The following is an 18,744-nucleotide window of genomic DNA, read 5'->3' as shown; positions in this document are numbered from 1 at the left end:
TACCTAAGGGAATAAGAGGAAACCATGAAGAAGGATATCCACCCCGACTACCACCCCGTAGTCTTCAAGGATGCGAGCACTGGCCACCAGTTCATCACTCGCTCCACTGCTACCTCCGACCGCACCGTTGAATGGGAAGACGGCAACGAGTACCCGCTCATCGTCGTTGACGTGACCAGCGAGTCCCACCCCTTCTGGACCGGCGCTCAGCGCGTTATGGATACCGCCGGCCGCGTGGAGAAGTTCCAGCGCCGCTACGGCAACATGACCCGCCGCAAGAAGAAGTAAGACCTCTTCACACCACGAAGATCGCAAGACACCTATTTCACACTCTCAATACCTTTAATTAGGAGGTAGAAGACAATGGCAGTTCCAAAGCGCCGTATGTCCCGTGCAAACACGCACTCCCGCCGTTCCCAGTGGAAGGCCGACAACGTTGCTCTGCAGCACGTTAAGGTTCAGGGCCAGGATGTTCAGATTCCTCGCCGCCTGGTGAAGGCAGCTCAGCTGGGTCTTATTGACCTGGATTAATTCGAGTCCAGCAAAACCCCGTCGCACATACATGTGTGGCGGGGTTTTGTATACGCAAACCTAGACCTAAGAAATCCTGTGCTTTCCTTAAAAATGTGGATCCGCGCGGGCATTGTGACAACTTCATAGGCACAATGGAACACATGAAGATTCTTGTTGTAGATGATGACCAGGCTGTGCGCGAATCCCTGCGCCGTTCCCTGATCTTCAACGGCTACACCGTCATCCTGGCAACGGATGGCGAGGAGGCCCTTAAGCTCATCGCCGAAGAACGACCGGACTTGGCCATCCTGGACGTAATGATGCCCAAGAAGGACGGCCTGGACGTGTGCCGCGAACTACGCAGCCACGGAGACGACCTACCGATCCTGTTGTTGACCGCCCGCGATTCCGTGGAGGAGCGAGTGGCCGGCCTGGATGCCGGTGCTGACGATTACCTGCCCAAGCCTTTCGCCCTTGAGGAGCTGCTGGCCCGCACCCGTTCGCTGTTCCGCCGCGCTGCCCGTCCGGCGATTCAGGAAGGCGAAACCCGCGAGCCGCTGCGCTTTGAAGACCTGACCCTGAACCCGGAGACGCGCGACGTTTTCCGCGGTGACCGCCAGATCAGCTTGACCCGCACGGAGTTTGCCTTGCTGGAGCTGCTGATGAACAACCCGCGTAAGGTGCTTTCCCGCAACACCATCTTGGAAGAGGTGTGGGGTTATGACTTCCCAACCTCCGGCAACGCGCTAGAGGTTTACATTGGCTATCTGCGCCGTAAGACGGAGGCTAACAACGAGACTCGATTGATTCACACTGTTCGTGGGGTGGGGTACGCGCTGCGTGAGACCGCACCGTGATCCTGCGTAGGCTCCCGGAGGATTACCTCTCGGTAGAGCCCGAACGTGCCTCTCCCGAGAATGGGGGCGCAGACACTCGAGGGGATAGCAGGAGGGACCGGCTGATCCAGTCCCTCCGTTTTTCGGTGCGCGGATTATCCCTGCGCACGCGGCTGGCGGCCCTTACGGCCATAGTGGTGATGCTGTGTATCGCCATCATCACCGTCTCCTCCTACGCCACCGTGAAACAAGTTCTGTCGCAGGAGATGGATAAGACACTGCAGACGCAAGCGCAGGCCTACATCGATTCGGGCTTTGAGTTTCCGGTCAGCGAGACCGGGGAGGGGGAGGACTACCGCCCCCGCTTCTTTGATTCCGATAACAACATGAGCGTTCTTATCGTGCCTGCCGACCAAGCCGGGCGACGGGCGGACGTGCGCAAATTTGAGGGCATACTCAACCCTGACGAGATTTCCGTGCTCGTCGGTGACGATCCCTATACTTTCGAATCGGAGGGTGACAAGCGGAGTTTTGCTATCGGTGCCTTGGACGGCCGTGTAATTGTGCTGCGGCTGGACATCGCCTTTACCAACCAGACGCTCGAATCCCTCTGGTTGGTTTTGATCCTCATTGCGGTGACTGGCTTTGTTGCATCCATCATTGCGGGTATCGCAGTGGCGAACTCTGGTATTCAACCGATTACCCGGCTCCGACGCGCGGCCGACGAGGTTTCCCGCACTGGCGAGCTGCGGCAGATCCCCGTCTACTCCCACGATGAGCTCGGGTCCCTTACGGACTCGTTCAACAACATGATGAATGCGCTCCAGAATGCGCAGACTAAGCAGAAGAACCTCGTTGCGGATGCCTCGCACGAGCTCAAGACACCGTTGACTTCGCTGCGCACAAACATAGAGCTACTGATGTTGGCGTCACAAAGAAAAGACGGTGAAGGTCCCGGCATCAGTGAGGAAGACCGCAAGGACCTAGAGCGCGACGTGATCGCGCAGATTGACGAGATGAGCGGGCTGATCGGCGACCTTGTGGATTTGGCTCGTGAAGACTCGAATCCGGAAGTCCTAACCACCGTCGAAGTCTCCGAGCTCATCAACCTGGGGATCGAGCGCGTGCAGCGACGCCGCCCGGATGTGACCTTCGACGCGCACCTGATCGAGTGGCACCTGCAGGGAGATTCCTTTGCCCTGTCCCGAGCCTTGCTGAATTTGCTGGACAACGCTGCGAAATGGTCACCGGAGGGCGGTGTGGTGCGCGTGTGGATGCAGCCGATTGTGAGCGAGGAAGGTGGCGCTGCGGGTTCCGATGCCGAAGCTCCAGCGCACCAGGAAGTGGAGATTCGAGTGGCGGATTCCGGGCCCGGTATCCCGAAGGAAGACCGTGAGAATGTCTTCGACCGCTTCTACCGCTCGATCCAGGCGCGTTCGATGCCTGGTTCCGGCCTGGGGCTAGCGATCGTCAAGCAGGTTATCGAGCGCCACCACGGGGTGATCGTTGCCGATGAGTCGGATGACGGAGGTGCCCTGATGCGCGTAGTGCTCCCGGGGGAGCCGAGCTAGCGCGACCTAGGCGGGGTTTGGGAACTATTCACCAAGGATTTTCCTTAAACTGGCAGAAAAACTACAGCATTCGTAGTGCTGAACTACATACATAACGGACATACTGGTCGCTATGGACGAAAGGGAACAAAACATGGGCGAGAACTACTCGGGGGATGGGCAACGGATGCCCGGAGCACCGGACTTTTCTAACAGCGGCCAAAAGCCGGGGCAAGGGGACGGCAGGCCACAGGGGGGAGTTCACCGGGACCACATGCGCTGGAACGGCCAGCAAGAGCAGACACAGGAGCCGGCGACACAGGTGGGCCCGGCGGTGCAGCCTAGCTCCCAACCTTTCCCAGAGCAGCAGGCCCCGCAGCAGTACCCACAGCCGACATCCGTGCAGGCTCCGCCGTCGGCACCGGGACAGGCATCTTTTGCAGACCCCTATCAGCCCCAGTTGAGCAGTCAGCCGCAGGAAAAGAAGCGCTGGTCCACGCCGGCCGTTGCGGCACTGCTGCTAGCGGGTGCTGTTGTTGCTTCCGCCGTCACGTACGTGGGCATGGACTCGATCAACGACAACAAAACCAGCAACAATGCCACTTCCTCCTTTGATAACTCCAGTAGTTCGAGCAAGTCTTCGGAGGAGAAGAATGCGTCCAATCCGGTGAAGCCCGGCAGTACCACCGACGTTGCCAATAAGGTCCTGCCCTCTGTGGTTTCCATCAGAGTTACGACATCCCGGGGCGGAGACGAGGGCTCCGGCTCAGTTATCTCCTCCGACGGATTGATCCTCACGAACAATCACGTGGTCGCGGGAGCCCAGGGCGGGCGGGCAAAAATGGAGGTTACCCTCAACGACGGCCGTAGCCTCGAGGCGGAAGTGGTGGCCACTGACCCGCAGACCGATATTGCGGTGATCAAGGCAAAGAACGTCACGGATCTGCAGCCCATTGAGTTCGGTGACTCGGACAAGGTGAACGTCGGCGAGGACGTAATGGCGATTGGTTCTCCACTGGGGCTGTCAGCCACGGTCACTACCGGCATCGTTTCGGCGAAGAACCGTCCCGTACAGGCTTCCGGTGAGGATGGCGGTGAGGCATCCTTGATCGACGCGATCCAGACTGATGCCTCCATCAATCCCGGTAATTCCGGCGGAGCCTTGGTGGACATGGAGGGCAAGCTTATCGGCATCCCATCCGTCATTGCCTCTACCGGCGGCAGGGAAGTAGCAGGTTCCATCGGTCTGGGCTTCGCCATCCCGATCAACCAGACAGAGCGAATTTCCAAGCAACTTATCGATAATGGCAAGGCTGAGCACCCAATCATCGGTGCGAAGGTCGATACGCGCTCTAGCGAAAATGGTGCCGTCATCGCGGACGTGAACAAGGACAGTCCCGCGGACAAGGCAGGCTTGAAGAAGGGTGATCTTGTTACTCACGTCGACGACCGACGAGTGGATTCGGGTGTAGGGCTAATCGCAGCAATCCGCTCGCACGCTGTGGGCGACAAGGTAAAGCTGAAGGTCAAGGAAGGCCCCGATGGCAAGGAGCGCGAGGTCGAGCTGACGCTCACAACCGCCGAGTAAACCCCCATTCCCGTTCGCCTGTACAGCAGAGGGCGAACGGGATACTTTATTAGTTACATCCGTTTATCAACTCAGGAGGAACGCCATGCCAGCTCAGAAGGCTAAGGAAGAGTCTGCGGACATCAACGCTGACATCGGCAAGGTCATGGCAATGAGTTCTGTCGACCACGCGCAGGTGGACCGGCTGGCAGAGGAAATCCCGGAGCCAGATGACTCGCTGTTCCACTCCTTGGACGCCCAGGAGCGCAACCGTGAGCAATTGAGCAGCGAGCCTCCTCTACACGCCATGGTCGTGCTCGTTACCGACTTCCCGGAGGAGAAGGCCAAGAACGGCGAACTGGTCGCGGAGCTGCTGGCAGAGGAGGGCTTCCTGGTCGATGCTGTACTCAGCGTCGAGTCTCGTAAGTCCGCGATCCGCAAGGTCATTCAGACTGCTGTTGTCGGCGGCGCGGATTTGGTCGTCACCATCGGCGGTACTGGCACTGGCCCGCGCGATAAGACCCCGGAGGCCACCCGCGCCGAGCTGGACCGTAAGGTTCCCGGCATCGCGGAGGCTCTGCGCTCCTCTGGCCTGGCGGCTAACTCACTGGACGCGGGTCTGTCCCGCGGCGTAGCCGGTATCTCTGGCTCGACTGTGGTGGTCAACATCGCTGGCTCCCGCGGGGCGATCCGCGATGGCATGGCGACCCTTGGACCTCTGGTGCGCCACGTTGTCGACGATATGAACAACCGGGCCTAGAGTGAGCACCGGCCACTCAAGTAAGAGCCAGCCGGTTCGCCGTCGTCGCAGGTTCTACGGAAAGGTAGGGAAGGCCGGCCAGGCTGGGGGTTCGGGTTCTTCTTTTATTGACGCCATCGCCTCCGGCACAACAAAACCCCACTCATACCCTTCACGGGATGAGTGGGGCGATGATCGCCCTTCCGCTCAGCAGGAGCGCCGCTTTCTAGAAGAACAGCGCCCGCCGCACTGGGGTTAATAGGGCTTAGGTTGCGTTAGTTTTCTGCGTGCTTGCCGGTCGGCTCTGCTTCGCCACCACGCTGCTCCAGCAGCAGGTCGCGGATCTCGGCCAGCAGCTCGGTCTCGGTAGCTGCAGCCTCCTCCGGCTCGATGCCCTTGCGGCGAGCGTTCATCTCAGCCAGCTTGTTCATCGGCATGATCATCAGGAAGTAGATGACGGCAGCGATGATCAGGAAGTTAACGGCAGCAGTCAGGACAGCGCCGATGTTGACGAACGTTGCATCGTTGCCCTCGCGGAGGTGGAAGCCCATTCCGAACTCGGGGGAGCCGCCGACTGCGGCCAGGAGCGGCTCGACGATGCCGCTGGTGAAAGCAGTGACGATGGCGGTGAAGGCACCGCCGATGATGACGGCTACGGCAAGTTCCATGACGTTGCCGCGCATGATGAACTTCTTAAAACCCTCAAGCATGGTGCAAAAGACCTTTCTTGTCCACGACCTAGCGCAGACCTTTTAAAGCAATTAGAAAATGGGGAAGTATCCGAGATCGTTGACCACAGCGTCTACGACCAGATCGTGGTCTTGGCAGGGAACGTCGCGGGTGAATTCTTCGTGATCCACCACTGCCCACACTTTCACGTGTGCTGGGCGATTGGCAAGAGTTCGATCATAGAAACCACCGCCCTGTCCGAGCCGTATCCCATGATAATCAATCGACAGAGCAGGCGTAACTATTACATCTACGCATGTTGGAAAAGTGTGAACTGCATTACTTTCCGAGTTGCCTACTGGCTCGCCCACCGGCTCGAGTATTCCCCACGTCCCTTCGGCAAGGTTTGGGTTGTCCGGTTGATATTCGACCCATTCGAGGCTGGGGGCGTCACCACGAACAACGCGAGGGAGCAATACCCGCGCTCCCGTGCGCGCCAGGACATCGGGAAGGTCCGCACCGCCGGGCTCATTGGGGAGAGGGACATAGGCGCCGATGGTGGAAGGCGCGCAGGGGAGTTTTGCGAGAGCGTCCAGGAGGTGAGCCTGGATGTTCCGGTCGCGGGAAGGGCGCTCGTCGACGCGGTGGGTACGGGCAGCTCGCACCTTTGCCCGGGTGCGCTTTTTTAACTCAGTGGTAGTGGTCATCGCCTAAAAGCCTAGTGCAAAAGAAAACTCTCCTTAAGTGGTGTGTAGAGCACGAAACCCAGAGCTTAAAGCGCTACTATTCCGGCATGACTTCTAGCCCTACGATCTCCACGTCCGAGCAAGCCGCACTGCGTACCGTCGTGGTCCCGGCTGCCGGGCTCGGAACCCGCTTCCTGCCAGCCACCAAAACTGTCCCGAAAGAGTTGCTGCCCGTCGTAGACACTCCCGGGATCGAACTGATCGCGAAGGAAGCCGCTGACGCGGGTGCAGACCGCTTGGCCATCGTGACGGCTCCGAAGAAGGGTGGGGTGCTCGGCCACTTTGATACCGATGAAGAGCTGGAACGCACACTTGAACAGCGCAATAAGACCGACCAGCTAAACAAGGTGCGCGCTACCGACGGCCTGATCGACGTAGTGGCTGTCGAGCAGGAGAAGCCGCTCGGACTGGGGCACGCCATTGGGCTGGCCGAGCAGGTGCTAGATGAAGACGAAGACTGCTTCGCCGTCATGCTGCCGGATGATCTGGTGCTGCCGATGGGCGTGATGGAGAAGATGCTTGCTGTGCGCAAGCAGTATGGCGGATCCGTGCTGTGTGCCTTCGAAGTGCCGCGGGAGGAGACCAGCAACTACGGAGTTTTCGAGATCGACGAGGCGGACCACGCCGATGTGAAGATCGTTAAGGGCATGGTTGAAAAACCTGCCGTAGAAGATGCTCCGTCCAACTTCGTGGCCACCGGACGCTACCTGCTAGACCGGCAGGTATTCGATGCACTGCGCCGCACGAAGCCCGGCAAGGGTGGGGAAATCCAGATCACCGATGCCATCGAGCTGATGATCACCGAAGGCCACCCCGTGCACATCATTGTCCACCACGGTCTGCGCCATGACTTGGGAAACCCGGGTGGGTACATTCGGGCTTGTGTCGATTTCGCTCTCCAGAATGAGACATATGGCCCCAGCCTGAAAACCTGGCTGCGCGAGCGCCTCGATCAGGAAAACGAAAACTAGGGATAAAACATGCGATCGGTCGAAGAACAGCTGGCAATTATCACCTCTGCGGCGGTGACCCCTGAGCCAGTGCGCATCGCCATTACCGAGACCCTGGGGCTGCGTTGCGCCGAAAGGGTCGAGGGCACGGAACCGTTGCCCGGATTCGACCAAGCTGCCATTGACGGGTATGCCGTCCGCAGTGTGGATATTCGTCAAGCGCTGGCCGCTGCCCGGAGTGGCGACTTCGACCGAGACCCCGAAGATGCCCCAGCTACGGAGAAGGCTACAGAGAGCACCGGCGGAGTAAAGGAAACCCTGCCGATCGTCGGTGACGTAACCGCCGGCTCTCTGCGCCCGATCCGTTTGCAGCCGCGCCAGGCTGTACGCGTGGAAATGGGCGCACCGCTGCCCACCCTGGCGGATTCTGTACTACCGCTGGACTGGGTGGAAAAGGAAGGCCGTAAGATTCGCCCGCTGGAGGCCATCGCTTCTGGTGAATTCGTACACAGGAAGGGCTCCGACGTGCAGCCCGGCGATGTGGTTGTCGAGGAAGGCGCCGTCATCGGCGCCGCCCAGGTTGGTCTGCTGGCTGCCGTGGGGCGATCTAAGGTTCTGGTCTACCCTCGCCCGCGCCTTTCGGTACTATCCTTCGGCCGTGAATTGCTAGACATCGACCGCGATCCGGCGGTGGGCCAGGTCTACGACGTGAACTCTTACGCACTGGCCGCCGCCGCTCGCGAGGCCGGTGCGGACGTGCACCGCGTGGGTATCCTCAGCGGCGAGCCGCGTAAAATGCGCGAGGTTTTGGAAAGCCAGCTTCTGCGCTCCGAGGTCGTGGTTATCTCCGGTGCAGTGGGCGGCGCGGCTAGCGACGAATTGCGGGAAATTCTGTCCGAGATGGGGGAGATGGACATCCAGCGCATCGCCATGCACCCCGGCTCCGTCATGGGCTTCGGCACGCTGGGGCAGGACAAGGTTCCTACCTTCCTGCTTCCGGCCAATCCCTCTGCCGCGCTGGTGGCCTTCGAGGTTATGGTGCGCCCCCTGGTGCAGCTTATCCGTGGCCGGCGTCAAGCTACCCGCCGTGTGGTACCTGCCCGCACGATCGCCGGTATTGCTTCGGCGCCTGGCCGCCGGGGCTTTATCCGCGGTCAGCTGATGCGCGACCGGGAGACCCGCGAGTTTTTGGTAGATCCCCTGGGTGCGGTGAACGGTGGCGAGCCAACCCACCTACTGGGAAGCCATGGGCAGGCCAACTGCCTGATCGTAGTGCCGTCCGATGTGACTGACGTGGCACCGGGCCAGGTTGTGGACGTGTTGTTCCTCAGCAACAAGGATTAGCCCGCCCGTGCTTCACCGACTGCGTGCTGCCTTCGCCCCCGCCGCGGTGCCCGAGCAGCACACGCGCACCGTTTTAAGTCGCGGGCACTCTCATGGAGATCTTAATGACGCCCCCGCCGGACTGCCGGTAGCTCTGCGCCCCGTGCGCGCCACAGACGGGGAGAGGTGGAGCGCAGCGCGGATTGAAGACCAGCAACTATTGCAACCCTTTGAGCCGACCGTGCAAGGGGACTGGGCGACAGCGCACAGCCCACAGGCTTGGAGGAAAACTTTCCACAACCTGCAGATTCTGTCTGCCGACCGCGTGTTGGTGCCGATGGTCATCGACATTGATGGGGAGTTTGCGGGTCAGCTGACGATCGGCAACATCCAATATGGAACAGTATCCAGCGCCTGGATCGGCTACTGGGTGCACTCGCGTTTCCAAGGCCAAGGCGTAGCTACCGCGGCGGTAGCGCTGGGGGTGGACTTGGGAATGCAGGTAGTGGGGCTGCACAGGATAGAAGCTACGGTCATGCCGGAGAACGTGGCGTCCAGAAAGGTACTGGAGAAAACCGGCTTCCGCATCGAAGGGCACCTGCAGCGAAACCTGCACATCAACGGCGAATGGCGGGACCACCTACTGGTAGCACAGACGCAGGAGGAAGTAGCTCCGGAAGGGGTGGTTCGCACGCTGGTGAACCGCGGAATCTTGGGGTTGGCTGTGAACCGAAACTAGCACCGGCGTGGCTATCGCAGAATTTAAGGCAACGCGGGTAGCGTGGCTAGCGCTTGACTGCTCACGCTGCCCGCATAAACTTCCCACAATTTGAGGAGAACTGATACTCGTGTCCGGCTCCCTTTTGCTCATTGCCGCCGTCTGGTTGGTGCTTTTGGCGCCGCTTTTGCTGCGCAACCAAAAACCCGTGCGACGGACTGCCCAGGCACTGAGTGAAACCCGCGTGCTGCATAGGGGTGGAAGCACGCTGAAGGCGAAGCGCAAGCTCAAGCCCGCCGAAGGGCTGTACATGTCCTCCGATGACGAGGAGCTGGAGCTGGTCGACGCTGAGCCCGAGTACGTTCTGCTGGAAGACGAAGATTCCGTGTCCGACGCGAAGTCGGGCAATGCGCGTGGTCTGCGGGCGCTGATGACCACGAAGGATAGCGACGAGCAAAACAAGGGAAGTAAGGGCGCCGAGGCTACCGAGATCGTTGATGGGGAAGTCGTTGACGGCGAGGTAGTAGACGCTGAAGTGGCTGACGCAGAGGCGACTGACGCGGAGGCGACTGACGCCCAAGCGGAGGACGCGGCCGAGGGAGAGTCCGGCGAGAGCTCCGAAAAGGTCGTAGCGGCGGCTGCAGCGGGCAGCGCAGTGCGCTACACCGCTCAGGATGAGATGGACACCGGCGAGTTCTCCCCGGTGAAGAAGGCGCAGATGAGCGCCGAAACTGCGGACGTAGCTGCTGAGCACACTGAGGAGGCTGGACCGACTGAGCAGGCCCAGCAGTCTGAGGACCAGGCCGAAGAGCAGGTCGAAGAGCAGGCTGAAGAACAGAGCGCCCGCCAAGCCGCATACGCCGCAGTCCCGACTGGGTACGTGCGCGGCGGGGACGTGAAGGCGTCACCAGATTTGGTAGACCACGTCGATGCAGCCCCGGAGGGCAAGAACCTGGACATCCTCGAGGAGTCCGACGAGCTGAGCGAGGCCGATCTGAAGTACCTGGCCGCCCGTCGCGGCCGCGGCGTGTACGACCCAGTGGCCTCCGCGCGCCTGGCCCGCGAACGCCAGAACCGCCGCAAGAAGGTGCTGCTGGTACTGCTGGCTCTGTGCGTGCTGACCTTCGGCGCCAGCCTGGCTCTGGGCAGCGGCGTGTGGCTGACCTTCGTGGCCATGGTTGCCTTCACTGCCTTCTACCTGGTGATGCTCCGCCGCCAGGCCATCGAGGAGCGCGAGCTGCGCCACCGCCGCCTGGTGCGTATGCGCCGCGCCCGCCTGGGTGTGCGCAACACGGAGGACGACGAGCTGGGCGTGCCGGATCGCCTGATCCGCCCGGGCGCCGTGATCCTGGAGACCGACGAAGACGACCCGGCCTTCAGCAACCTGGAGTACGCCGACGGCAGTGACTTCTTCGACCTTCCGGGTGGGGGTCCGGACACGAACGGACCATCCGCTTCCGGCTCGGACAAGGAATACATCGATCCGCGCTCCGGCATCCGCGCGGTCTAGGGGTAAACCTTCCGCATGCTGAACCACCCTGCAGCGCGTGACGCGGCTTTGCTGCTACTGCGCCTTGTCACCGGCGTGATCTTCATTGCCCACGGCTGGAAGAAGGTCTTTATCGACGGCATGAGCGGAGTAACCGGCACCATCGCCACCTTCGACCGCCTGCACATTCCGCAGCCGAAAGTCAGCGCCTGGGCGGCCGCCAGCTTCGAGATGCTCGGCGGCGCAATGCTCATCGTTGGTTTGCTGACCACGGCAGTTGCCGGACTATTCGCCATCTACAGCGCATTGGTGCTGTACTTCGTGCACTGGTCCAACGGTTTTTTCGTCACCGATGGGGGCATGGAGTTTGTGCTGCTCCTGGTCGTCTCGCTTATGATGATTGTTGTTTTCGGCGCGGGACGCGCGAGCCTGGATAGGGCACTGTCGCGCTTCGGCTGAAGTTAAGTCAAGCACGTAAGAGGCGGGATTAAGCGCATGGACTGTCAAGCGGTCAGGACTTCGATGTCCGCCCGGCTCGACGGCGAAACCGCCGAGCTGTCCGACGACCTGGTCGACGCGCACCTTGCCGCCTGCGAGGACTGCCAGCGCTGGTATTCCACCGTCACCGCGCTGGGCCGCCGGATGAACGTCTCCGCCACCCCGACCGAAGGTGAGCCTGCGACGGAGCCGGGCGACGAGCAGAAGGCTGCGCTGCTCGCACAAGTTCTGGAGCAGGCCGATCACAACCCACAGATCAGCGGGGGACTGCGCCGCCGTCAGTTGCCTTTGCTCTTTGGGCGCTCCGCCCTTGTCATCGTGGCGCTGGTCTATGTTGTGTGGGGCCTGTCGATGTTGTTTGGCCCGCCCCTTGGGGATGACGCCGACTCGTCCCAACTCCGTCTGGTCTCCGACGCGGCAACGATGCGCTTTGCACTGGCCGGTGGCCTTCTGTGGGCGGCTTGGCGCCCGAAGGCGGCCTCGGCGGTTTTGCCTATCTATCTGGGGCTATGGGGTTTCGGATTAGGGTTCGCAACCCGGGAGATCGTGCTGAGCATGGTCGGGGAAGAAGGCAGCCTGACTACCCTATGGCTTCTGCTGGTGCATCTTGCAGCGGTCGTGGCTCTGGTCGTGGTGTGGGCCGGTAGGCAAAACGTGTTCATGCCGTTGCAGCAGTCTTTCCGCGCGCTGATGGCCCAGCCGGTGCACTTCAGCCCCAGCGATGCCCGACGTAACTCCACCTTTGAGCTTGGTCAGCCGCGCCCGCGGGGCTGGGACTAACGCCGGGAGTTTAGCGCCAGGAAGGCAGCCACATCCGCATATCGAAGGCGAAATCGGACAGCGGAGTTGCCGTGTAGATCGGCAGGAAATAAAGGAAGTTCCAGACCACCAGCATCAGGTAGATTACTACCAGCAGCTGGCCAGGGCGAGCTTTCACAAAGGCTTTGGGGGAGGAGTGCGGTTGGGCAGCAACGTCCGGGCGCTGCCAGCGCAGCAGTTGCCCCAGAGCCATGGCCAGCGCAATCGCCAGGAACGGAGCCAAATTAGCCGCGTAGAACAGATACATCTGGCGATCCAGGTTGACTAGCCATGGCAGGAAGCCAGCGGCGAAGCCGATGACGGGCACCACCCAGCGGCGATCCTTGTGCACGATGAGGCACCATAGCCCCCACAGCATGGCGGGGACGCAGAACCACCAGATGACGGGCGTACCAACCAGCAGGATCACCTTGTGGATGCCCTCGTCGCTGGATGGGTTGTAGTACATCAGTGAACGGCTGGAGACCAGCCAGGACCACGGCTTGGATTCCCAGTTGTGGTGGTGGCCATTAGAGTTCGTCAGCTCCGTGTGAAAGCGCATGACGGACACGTGATAGTAGATGAAGTTCTGCAGAGTATCTGGCAGGAAGGACCAGAACCAATCCCCGGTGGTGTTGGCGTACTGCTCGGACTCCACGGCGTGGCGGAACACGCCAGTTTCGGAGGCGAACCACGCCCGCCAGCTGACCAGGTACAGGATCGCAGGGACGATCACGATGGAGAAGAAGGAAGGCAGAGCGTCGAAGAACGCGGTTCCTAAAAGGGGACGGCGCACGCCGAAACGGCGGCGTCGAAAATAATCAACCGCAACAATCGTCACCCCGAAAAAGGCCATGTAGTACAGGCCATTCCACTTCACCGAGAGGGACAAGCCCAGCGCCACGCCCGCGGCGAAGCGCCACCAGCGATAGCCCATGCGCGGGCCGAGGGCGAAATCGTGGATGCGTCCAGTGGCCCAGACGCGCTGGAAGCGAGCCTCCATCTGCTCGGCATCTCGCACCGCGAAATAAGTCGCCAGGCACACCAGGAATACTTGGAAGTGGTCCAACATGGCCGAGCGCCCCGTGACGAATAGGATCCCGTCGCACAGGGCAATAATGCCGGCGAACAAGCCGATGAGGTCGGACTTTGACACTCGGCGCGCAATCGTGGCAATAAGCAGGATCGTCACCACAGCCAGCAGGGCGGACATGATTCGCCACCCCCATGGCGTGTAGCCAAACACGGCCATGCCCAGCGCCTCGAGTTGCTTGCCCAGGGGCGGGTGGACGACCAGACCGTAGCCTGGATTGTCCTCAATGCCGCCGATTAGTGGGTTAGACCAGCTCTGCAGAATCTGCCAGGCCTGCGGCACATAGTGCTTTTCGTCGAACACCGGGGTGCCCGCGTCGGTGGGGCGCTGCAGCATGAGCAGGCGACTGAGCGCGCCGAACAGGCCGAGGACAATCAGGATGCCCTTCCACCGGGTGAAGGCGAACGCGCGCCGGCCGGACGCAGCGGTAGGCACGCGACGGGTCACGTCGGTCGTGTCATGCTGGTCGGCAGACACTTCATGGCTGTCCGCTAGAGGGGGAGTCGGTGTGGTCGGCACGAAAGCCAACTGTAGTAGAAGCTCCGGACAATCGGGCGCACTGGCGGGCATACTGGCGGGTATGAGTGAACCCGTAGAAACCAAGACTCTCCCCGCAGACGCAGTCGCTGCGCTACTTGCCCGCGCCGCCGAGAATCGACCTCTGCCGCAGGGGGGAATAATCTTGGCGGCCACGCCGCTGGGCAATCCGCTGGATGCTTCGGTGCGGCTGATCGACGCTCTGGCCAGCGCAGACATCGTGGCCGCGGAGGATACTCGCCGCACCCGGGCGCTCGCGGACACGCTGGGAGTGGAGATTTCCGGTCGAATCTACTCCAACTTCGACCACAACGAGGCCGAGCGGGCGGAGTTCTTCGTCGAGCAGGCAGTGCAGGGCCGACGCGTGCTAGTGGTGACAGACGCCGGCATGCCCTCCGTTTCCGATCCCGGGTTCCCGCTGGTCGTCGCTGCCCGTCGTGCTCGAGTGCCGGTGACATGCCTGCCGGGCCCTTCTGCGGTGCCGACCGCTCTGGCACTGTCCGGCCTGGGGGTGGGGCACTTCGCGTTCCTGGGCTTCGCACCACGCAAGGACGGCGCTCGGCGTTCGTTTTTTAGTTCCTTTAGTGACGCCCCCTACGCCGTCTGCTTCTTTGAATCCCCGCACAGGCTGGCCAAGACTCTGCAAGCGGCAGCCGAAGAGCTGGGGGATCACCGACAGGCGGCGGTGTGCCGTGAGCTGACGAAGACCTTCGAAGAGGTGAAGGTCGGCGGACTACGGGAGCTGGCCGATTGGGCGGAGAGCGGTGTGAAGGGGGAGATCTGCGTGGTGGTGGATGCCGCGGACGAGCAGGCAGAGCCGGACGTGGAATCGTTGGTCGAGTTGGTGGAGCAGAAAGTGGCGGAGGGGGAGCGTCTGAAGGCGGCGGCCGGAGACGTGGCAAAGGCCAAGGGCGTGAGCAAACGTGAGCTTTATGAAGCTGTGCTGCGCGGACGCGAGAAAAATTAGAGTTTTTTAAAGGTTTTTAGCTGGGCTGAGAGGCGGGTGGCCTGTGTGGGGGATAAGGGCAGGTGAATAGGGGTTTAGGGGAGATAGAAGCCGAGGCTAAAGACGCCGTCCAGGCGTGGTTGGAGCACCACTGCGGTTGAAAAGCGCCCACAATACCCCCCAATATTGAGGAATGACTGTATCAAGAGAAGAAGTAACGCCGACTGAGGCTGATCAGGAACAGTCCATCGACTGGGTGGTCACGGGCTGTGCGGCAGCCCTCATCCTGGCTGTCGTGCTGTGGGGCATATTTGGTGGCGATAGCTTCGCCGCCTTCGCCTCGACGGCACTGAGCTATGTCGTAGGCGACTGGGGCTGGTTGTACGTCCTCGCCGGCACGGTGTTTGTAGGGTTCATTCTGTTCATTGCGTTCAGTAAGTTCGGGCACATTCGCCTGGGCAAGGATAACGAGCCGCCGGAGTTCAACAGCGTCTCTTGGGTGGCCATGATGTTCGCCGCAGGCATGGGCATTGGCCTGATGTTCTACGGTGTGACCGAGCCGCTGACTTACTACCGCGACGGCGTGCCGGGGGAGCAGAAGAACGATGTGGCTAGCTCCTTCGCCTCCACGCTGTTCCACTGGGGCCTGCACCCGTGGTCGCTGTACGCCATCGTGGCGCTGGCCATTGCTTACGGCACCTTCCGACTGGGGCGTAAGCAGCTGCTATCCGCGGCGTTTATTCCGTTGATCGGGGAGAAGCGCGCCGAGGGCGCGCTGGGCAAGATCATCGATATTGCCGCCATCTTCGCGACGGTCTTCGGTACCGCGGCTTCCCTGGGCTTGGGTGCAGTGCAGATCCAGTCCGGTCTAGATGCCACGGGGCTGATTTCTAATCCTGGCACGTGGGTGATCGTCGGCACCATCGTGATCCTGGGTCTGTGCTTCCTGGCTTCCGCCGCTTCCGGTGTGGGCAAGGGTATTCAGTACCTGTCCAACACCAATATGGTTCTGGCCGGTCTCATCGCTTTGTTCGTCCTGATTCTCGGGCCGACCGTGGTGATTCTGAACCTGATCCCGACCTCCCTGGGTAACTACCTGTCCCAGTTTTTCCAGATGGCCGCCCGCACCGCTAACTCCGGCGATGGTGCAGATGAGTGGCTGGGTACCTGGACCATCTTCTACTGGGCATGGTGGGTCTCCTGGTCTCCGTTCGTCGGCATGTTCCTCGCCCGCATTTCCCGCGGCCGTACGATCCGCGAGTTCGTGTGTGTCGTCCTGATGGTTCCAACCATGGTGACCATCATCTGGTTCTCTATCTTTGGCGGCGCCGCCGTTAATGCGGAGGAAACCGGCAATTCCATCTGGGGTGATGGCGAGGCCACCAGCCAGCTGTTTAACCTGCTGCAGACTCTACCGATGGGACAGGTAGCAAGCATCATTGCGATGATTCTGCTGGCGACCTTCTTCATTACTTCCGCAGACTCCGCCTCCACCGTCATGGGTTCCATGTCGCAGCGTGGACAGCTGGTCGCCAACCGTGGCGTCACTGTGCTGTGGGGTGCGCTCACCGCGATTATCGCCCTGATGCTGCTGCTTACCGGTGGTGACGAGGCGCTGACCAACCTGCAGAACGTGACGATCATCGCCGCCAGCCCGTTCTTGCTGGTGATTATCGCCCTGATGTTTTCCATCTACAAGGCTCTGTCTAACGACCAGCTGTACCTGGACGAAAAGGCACAGCGGGAATACGCCCTGCGTATGGCTCGCGAGCGTCGTATCAACGAGCAGAGCGAAGCTAAGGCCGCTAAGCGCAGCCGTCGTTACGGCGGCGGGAGCGATGTTCCGCAGGCCGTCGCAGACGGCAACGCAGAGCATTCCTAAGCCGGGCTGCTTTCGCGTCGTGGTAGGGGATCACCTAATCTAAGGGTTATGTCGAAACGAGTTCTCACCTCAGTTGCATGGCCCTACGCTAACGGCCCCCGCCACATCGGCCACGTCGCCGGGTTCGGCGTGCCTTCGGACGTTTTCGCACGTTATCAGCGAATGGCTGGCAATGAGGTGCTCATGGTTTCGGGCACCGACGAGCACGGCACCCCGTTGCTGGTGCAGGCGGAGAAGGAAGGCACGACCGTCCAGGAGTTGGCGGATCGCTACAACCGCATTATCGTCGAGGATCTCGCGAGCCTCGGCCTTTCTTATGACCTGTTCACCCGCACCACCACCCGCAACCACTACGCGGTCGTGCAGGAGCTCTTCACCGGCCTGTACAACAACGGCTACATGGTCACTCAGACCACCCGCGGTGCTATCAGCTCTTCCACCGGTCGTACCCTCCCGGATCGCTACATCGAGGGCACCTGCCCGATCTGTGGTGCCAATGACGCCCGCGGCGATCAGTGCGACAACTGCGGAAACCAGCTGGATCCCGAGGACCTGATTGATCCGCGTTCCAAGATCAACGGTGAAACGCCGGAGTTCATCGACACCGAGCACTTCATGCTCGACCTGCCCGCACTGGCAGAAGCCCTCACCACCTGGCTCAAGGGCCGCACCGACTGGCGCCCGAATGTCTTGAAGTTCTCCCTGAACCTGCTGGAAGACATCCGTCCGCGCGCCATGTCCCGCGATATCGACTGGGGCGTGCCGATCCCCGTCGAGGGCTGGCAGGACAACAACGCGAAGAAACTCTATGTTTGGTTTGACGCCGTCGTGGGGTACCTCTCGGCGTCCATCGAATGGGCCTGGCGTATCGGCGACCCGGATGCCTGGAGGAAGTGGTGGAACGACCCGGAGGCCCTGTCCTACTACTTCATGGGTAAGGACAACATCACTTTTCACTCTCAGATCTGGCCGGCAGAGCTGCTGGGCTACGGCGGTCAGGGTTCCAAGGGCGGCGAGGCTGGCGATCTGGCCGATCCGGCGCTGAACCTGCCGACGGAGGTCGTATCCTCCGAGTTCCTGACGATGTCGGGTTCCAAGTTCTCCTCCTCCAAGGGTGTGGTGATCTACGTGCGCGACTTCCTGAAGGAATTCGGCCCCGACGCGCTGCGTTACTTTATCGCCACCGCTGGGCCGGAGACCACCGATACGGATTTCACCTGGGACGAGTTCGTTCGCCGCATCAACTCCGAGCTAGCCAACGAGTGGGGCAACCTGGTGAACCGCACCGTCTCCATGGCTCACAAGAACTTCGGCGAGGTTCCCACCCCGGGGCCGCTGACCGCAGAGGACGAGGCGCTGCTCGCCGAGTCCGCCAAGGCATTCGAGGTTGTCGGCGATAACATCAACCTCTCCCGCTTCAAGGCCGGCATCACCGAGGCCATGCGCATCGCGGGACGCGCGAACCAGTACATCGCGGCTATGGAGCCGTGGAAGTTGGCGAAGGACGAAGACCAGCGCGAGCGCCTGGCTACGGTTCTGTACACCGCTCTGCAGGTTGTCTCCGATGTGAACACCCTGCTGACCCCGTACCTGCCATTCTCCGCGCAGAAGATCTTCGAAACTCTCGGCGGCGAGGGCATCTGGGCGGCCCAGCCGGAGGTTGTCGAGGTAAAGGATGAGTCTCCGCGCCAACCGGTGGGCATGGGGTTGCCCGAAGAAGGGCGCACCTACCCCGTCATCATGGGCGACTACACCAAGCAAAAGGCCACGTGGGCGCGTCAGGAGATCCAGCCGGGCACTAAGCTCAGCAAGCCTAAGCCGCTGTTCCCGAAGCTCGACCCGGAGCTGGCGGAGACCGGCCCGGAGTGGGCGCCGGTGCAGAAGTAGCGG

General features: G+C 61.3%; 19 protein-coding genes. 16 read left to right on the top strand and 3 right to left on the bottom strand.

Features of this window, described 5'->3' with window-relative positions; translation table 11 throughout:
• Positions 1-24 precede the first annotated feature (24 nt).
• The 7 genes from CJEIK_RS08485 (at position 25) to CJEIK_RS08455 (ending at position 5,464) form a co-directional block, all read left to right on the top strand.
• Positions 25-288, top strand: a complete 264-nt coding sequence (locus tag CJEIK_RS08485) for a type B 50S ribosomal protein L31 (protein WP_005293662.1) — start codon at positions 25-27, stop codon at positions 286-288.
• Between the two features lie 75 nt (positions 289-363).
• A complete protein-coding gene (gene rpmF / locus CJEIK_RS08480) occupies positions 364-531 on the top strand; it encodes a 50S ribosomal protein L32 (protein ID WP_011273951.1) in 168 nt (55 codons plus the stop codon).
• A 143-nt stretch (positions 532-674) separates the two neighbouring features.
• Positions 675-1,370 (top strand): response regulator transcription factor, encoded by a 696-nt coding sequence (locus CJEIK_RS08475; RefSeq protein ID WP_011273950.1) that lies wholly within the window; start codon positions 675-677, stop codon positions 1,368-1,370.
• A gap of 125 nt (positions 1,371-1,495) precedes the next feature.
• Positions 1,496-2,920 (top strand): HAMP domain-containing sensor histidine kinase, encoded by a 1,425-nt coding sequence (locus tag CJEIK_RS08470; protein WP_273657906.1) that lies wholly within the window; start codon positions 1,496-1,498, stop codon positions 2,918-2,920.
• A 112-nt stretch (positions 2,921-3,032) separates the two neighbouring features.
• Complete coding sequence (locus CJEIK_RS08465) at positions 3,033-4,487, top strand: S1C family serine protease (RefSeq protein WP_005293653.1); 1,455 nt, start codon at positions 3,033-3,035, stop codon at positions 4,485-4,487.
• A gap of 85 nt (positions 4,488-4,572) precedes the next feature.
• Positions 4,573-5,226, top strand: coding sequence for a MogA/MoaB family molybdenum cofactor biosynthesis protein (locus CJEIK_RS08460; RefSeq protein WP_005293650.1), 654 nt, complete (start codon positions 4,573-4,575; stop codon positions 5,224-5,226).
• Position 5,227: 1 nt separating this feature from the next.
• A complete protein-coding gene (locus tag CJEIK_RS08455) occupies positions 5,228-5,464 on the top strand; it encodes a hypothetical protein (RefSeq protein WP_005293648.1) in 237 nt (78 codons plus the stop codon).
• A gap of 16 nt (positions 5,465-5,480) precedes the next feature.
• Here CJEIK_RS08455 and mscL read toward each other — a convergent pair whose 3' ends face one another.
• Together mscL and CJEIK_RS08445 are read right to left on the bottom strand one after the other, a co-directional pair.
• Positions 5,481-5,915 carry a large conductance mechanosensitive channel protein MscL gene (gene mscL / locus CJEIK_RS08450; RefSeq protein WP_005293644.1) on the bottom strand — a complete coding sequence of 145 codons (435 nt, stop codon included), beginning with the start codon at positions 5,913-5,915 and terminating at the stop codon, positions 5,481-5,483.
• A 51-nt stretch (positions 5,916-5,966) separates the two neighbouring features.
• The gene (locus tag CJEIK_RS08445; protein ID WP_077536173.1) at positions 5,967-6,581 is read right to left on the bottom strand and encodes a 5-formyltetrahydrofolate cyclo-ligase; all 615 of its coding nucleotides are present in this window, start codon (positions 6,579-6,581) and stop codon (positions 5,967-5,969) included.
• An 86-nt stretch (positions 6,582-6,667) separates the two neighbouring features.
• On the opposite strand from CJEIK_RS08445, the gene CJEIK_RS08440 reads away from it, so the two are divergent.
• The 6 genes from CJEIK_RS08440 to CJEIK_RS08415 all read left to right on the top strand — a co-directional run bounded on the left by CJEIK_RS08440 (position 6,668) and on the right by CJEIK_RS08415 (position 12,378).
• Entirely contained in the window at positions 6,668-7,591 is a 924-nt protein-coding gene (locus CJEIK_RS08440) for a UTP--glucose-1-phosphate uridylyltransferase (protein ID WP_172544877.1), read from the top strand.
• 9 nt (positions 7,592-7,600) lie between these two features.
• Complete coding sequence (gene glp, locus CJEIK_RS08435; protein ID WP_005293640.1) at positions 7,601-8,914, top strand: molybdotransferase-like divisome protein Glp; 1,314 nt, start codon at positions 7,601-7,603, stop codon at positions 8,912-8,914.
• 7 nt (positions 8,915-8,921) lie between these two features.
• Positions 8,922-9,632: a GNAT family N-acetyltransferase gene (locus CJEIK_RS08430; protein WP_115597263.1), complete on the top strand. Its 711-nt coding sequence runs from the start codon at positions 8,922-8,924 to the stop codon at positions 9,630-9,632.
• 109 nt (positions 9,633-9,741) lie between these two features.
• The gene (gene sepX / locus CJEIK_RS08425; RefSeq protein ID WP_005293636.1) at positions 9,742-11,121 is read left to right on the top strand and encodes a divisome protein SepX/GlpR; all 1,380 of its coding nucleotides are present in this window, start codon (positions 9,742-9,744) and stop codon (positions 11,119-11,121) included.
• A 15-nt stretch (positions 11,122-11,136) separates the two neighbouring features.
• The gene (locus CJEIK_RS08420) at positions 11,137-11,559 is read left to right on the top strand and encodes a DoxX family protein (protein WP_005293632.1); all 423 of its coding nucleotides are present in this window, start codon (positions 11,137-11,139) and stop codon (positions 11,557-11,559) included.
• Positions 11,560-11,595: 36 nt separating this feature from the next.
• Positions 11,596-12,378 (top strand): zf-HC2 domain-containing protein, encoded by a 783-nt coding sequence (locus CJEIK_RS08415; protein WP_005293627.1) that lies wholly within the window; start codon positions 11,596-11,598, stop codon positions 12,376-12,378.
• 10 nt (positions 12,379-12,388) lie between these two features.
• Here CJEIK_RS08415 and CJEIK_RS08410 read toward each other — a convergent pair whose 3' ends face one another.
• Positions 12,389-14,059, bottom strand: coding sequence for a dolichyl-phosphate-mannose--protein mannosyltransferase (locus CJEIK_RS08410; protein WP_005293624.1), 1,671 nt, complete (start codon positions 14,057-14,059; stop codon positions 12,389-12,391).
• A gap of 10 nt (positions 14,060-14,069) precedes the next feature.
• On the opposite strand from CJEIK_RS08410, the gene rsmI reads away from it, so the two are divergent.
• From rsmI to metG, 3 genes are all read left to right on the top strand, one after another.
• Positions 14,070-14,993, top strand: a complete 924-nt coding sequence (gene rsmI, locus CJEIK_RS08405; RefSeq protein ID WP_005293622.1) for a 16S rRNA (cytidine(1402)-2'-O)-methyltransferase — start codon at positions 14,070-14,072, stop codon at positions 14,991-14,993.
• 172 nt (positions 14,994-15,165) lie between these two features.
• The gene (locus CJEIK_RS08400; protein WP_005293619.1) at positions 15,166-16,854 is read left to right on the top strand and encodes a BCCT family transporter; all 1,689 of its coding nucleotides are present in this window, start codon (positions 15,166-15,168) and stop codon (positions 16,852-16,854) included.
• Between the two features lie 48 nt (positions 16,855-16,902).
• Entirely contained in the window at positions 16,903-18,741 is a 1,839-nt protein-coding gene (gene metG / locus CJEIK_RS08395) for a methionine--tRNA ligase (RefSeq protein ID WP_034964491.1), read from the top strand.
• Positions 18,742-18,744: the final 3 nt, after the last annotated feature.

Origin of the sequence: Corynebacterium jeikeium, from assembly GCF_028609885.1 — a bacterium.
Taxonomy (GTDB): domain Bacteria; phylum Actinomycetota; class Actinomycetes; order Mycobacteriales; family Mycobacteriaceae; genus Corynebacterium; species Corynebacterium jeikeium.
This window is presented reverse-complemented; position numbering and strand designations above follow the sequence as displayed.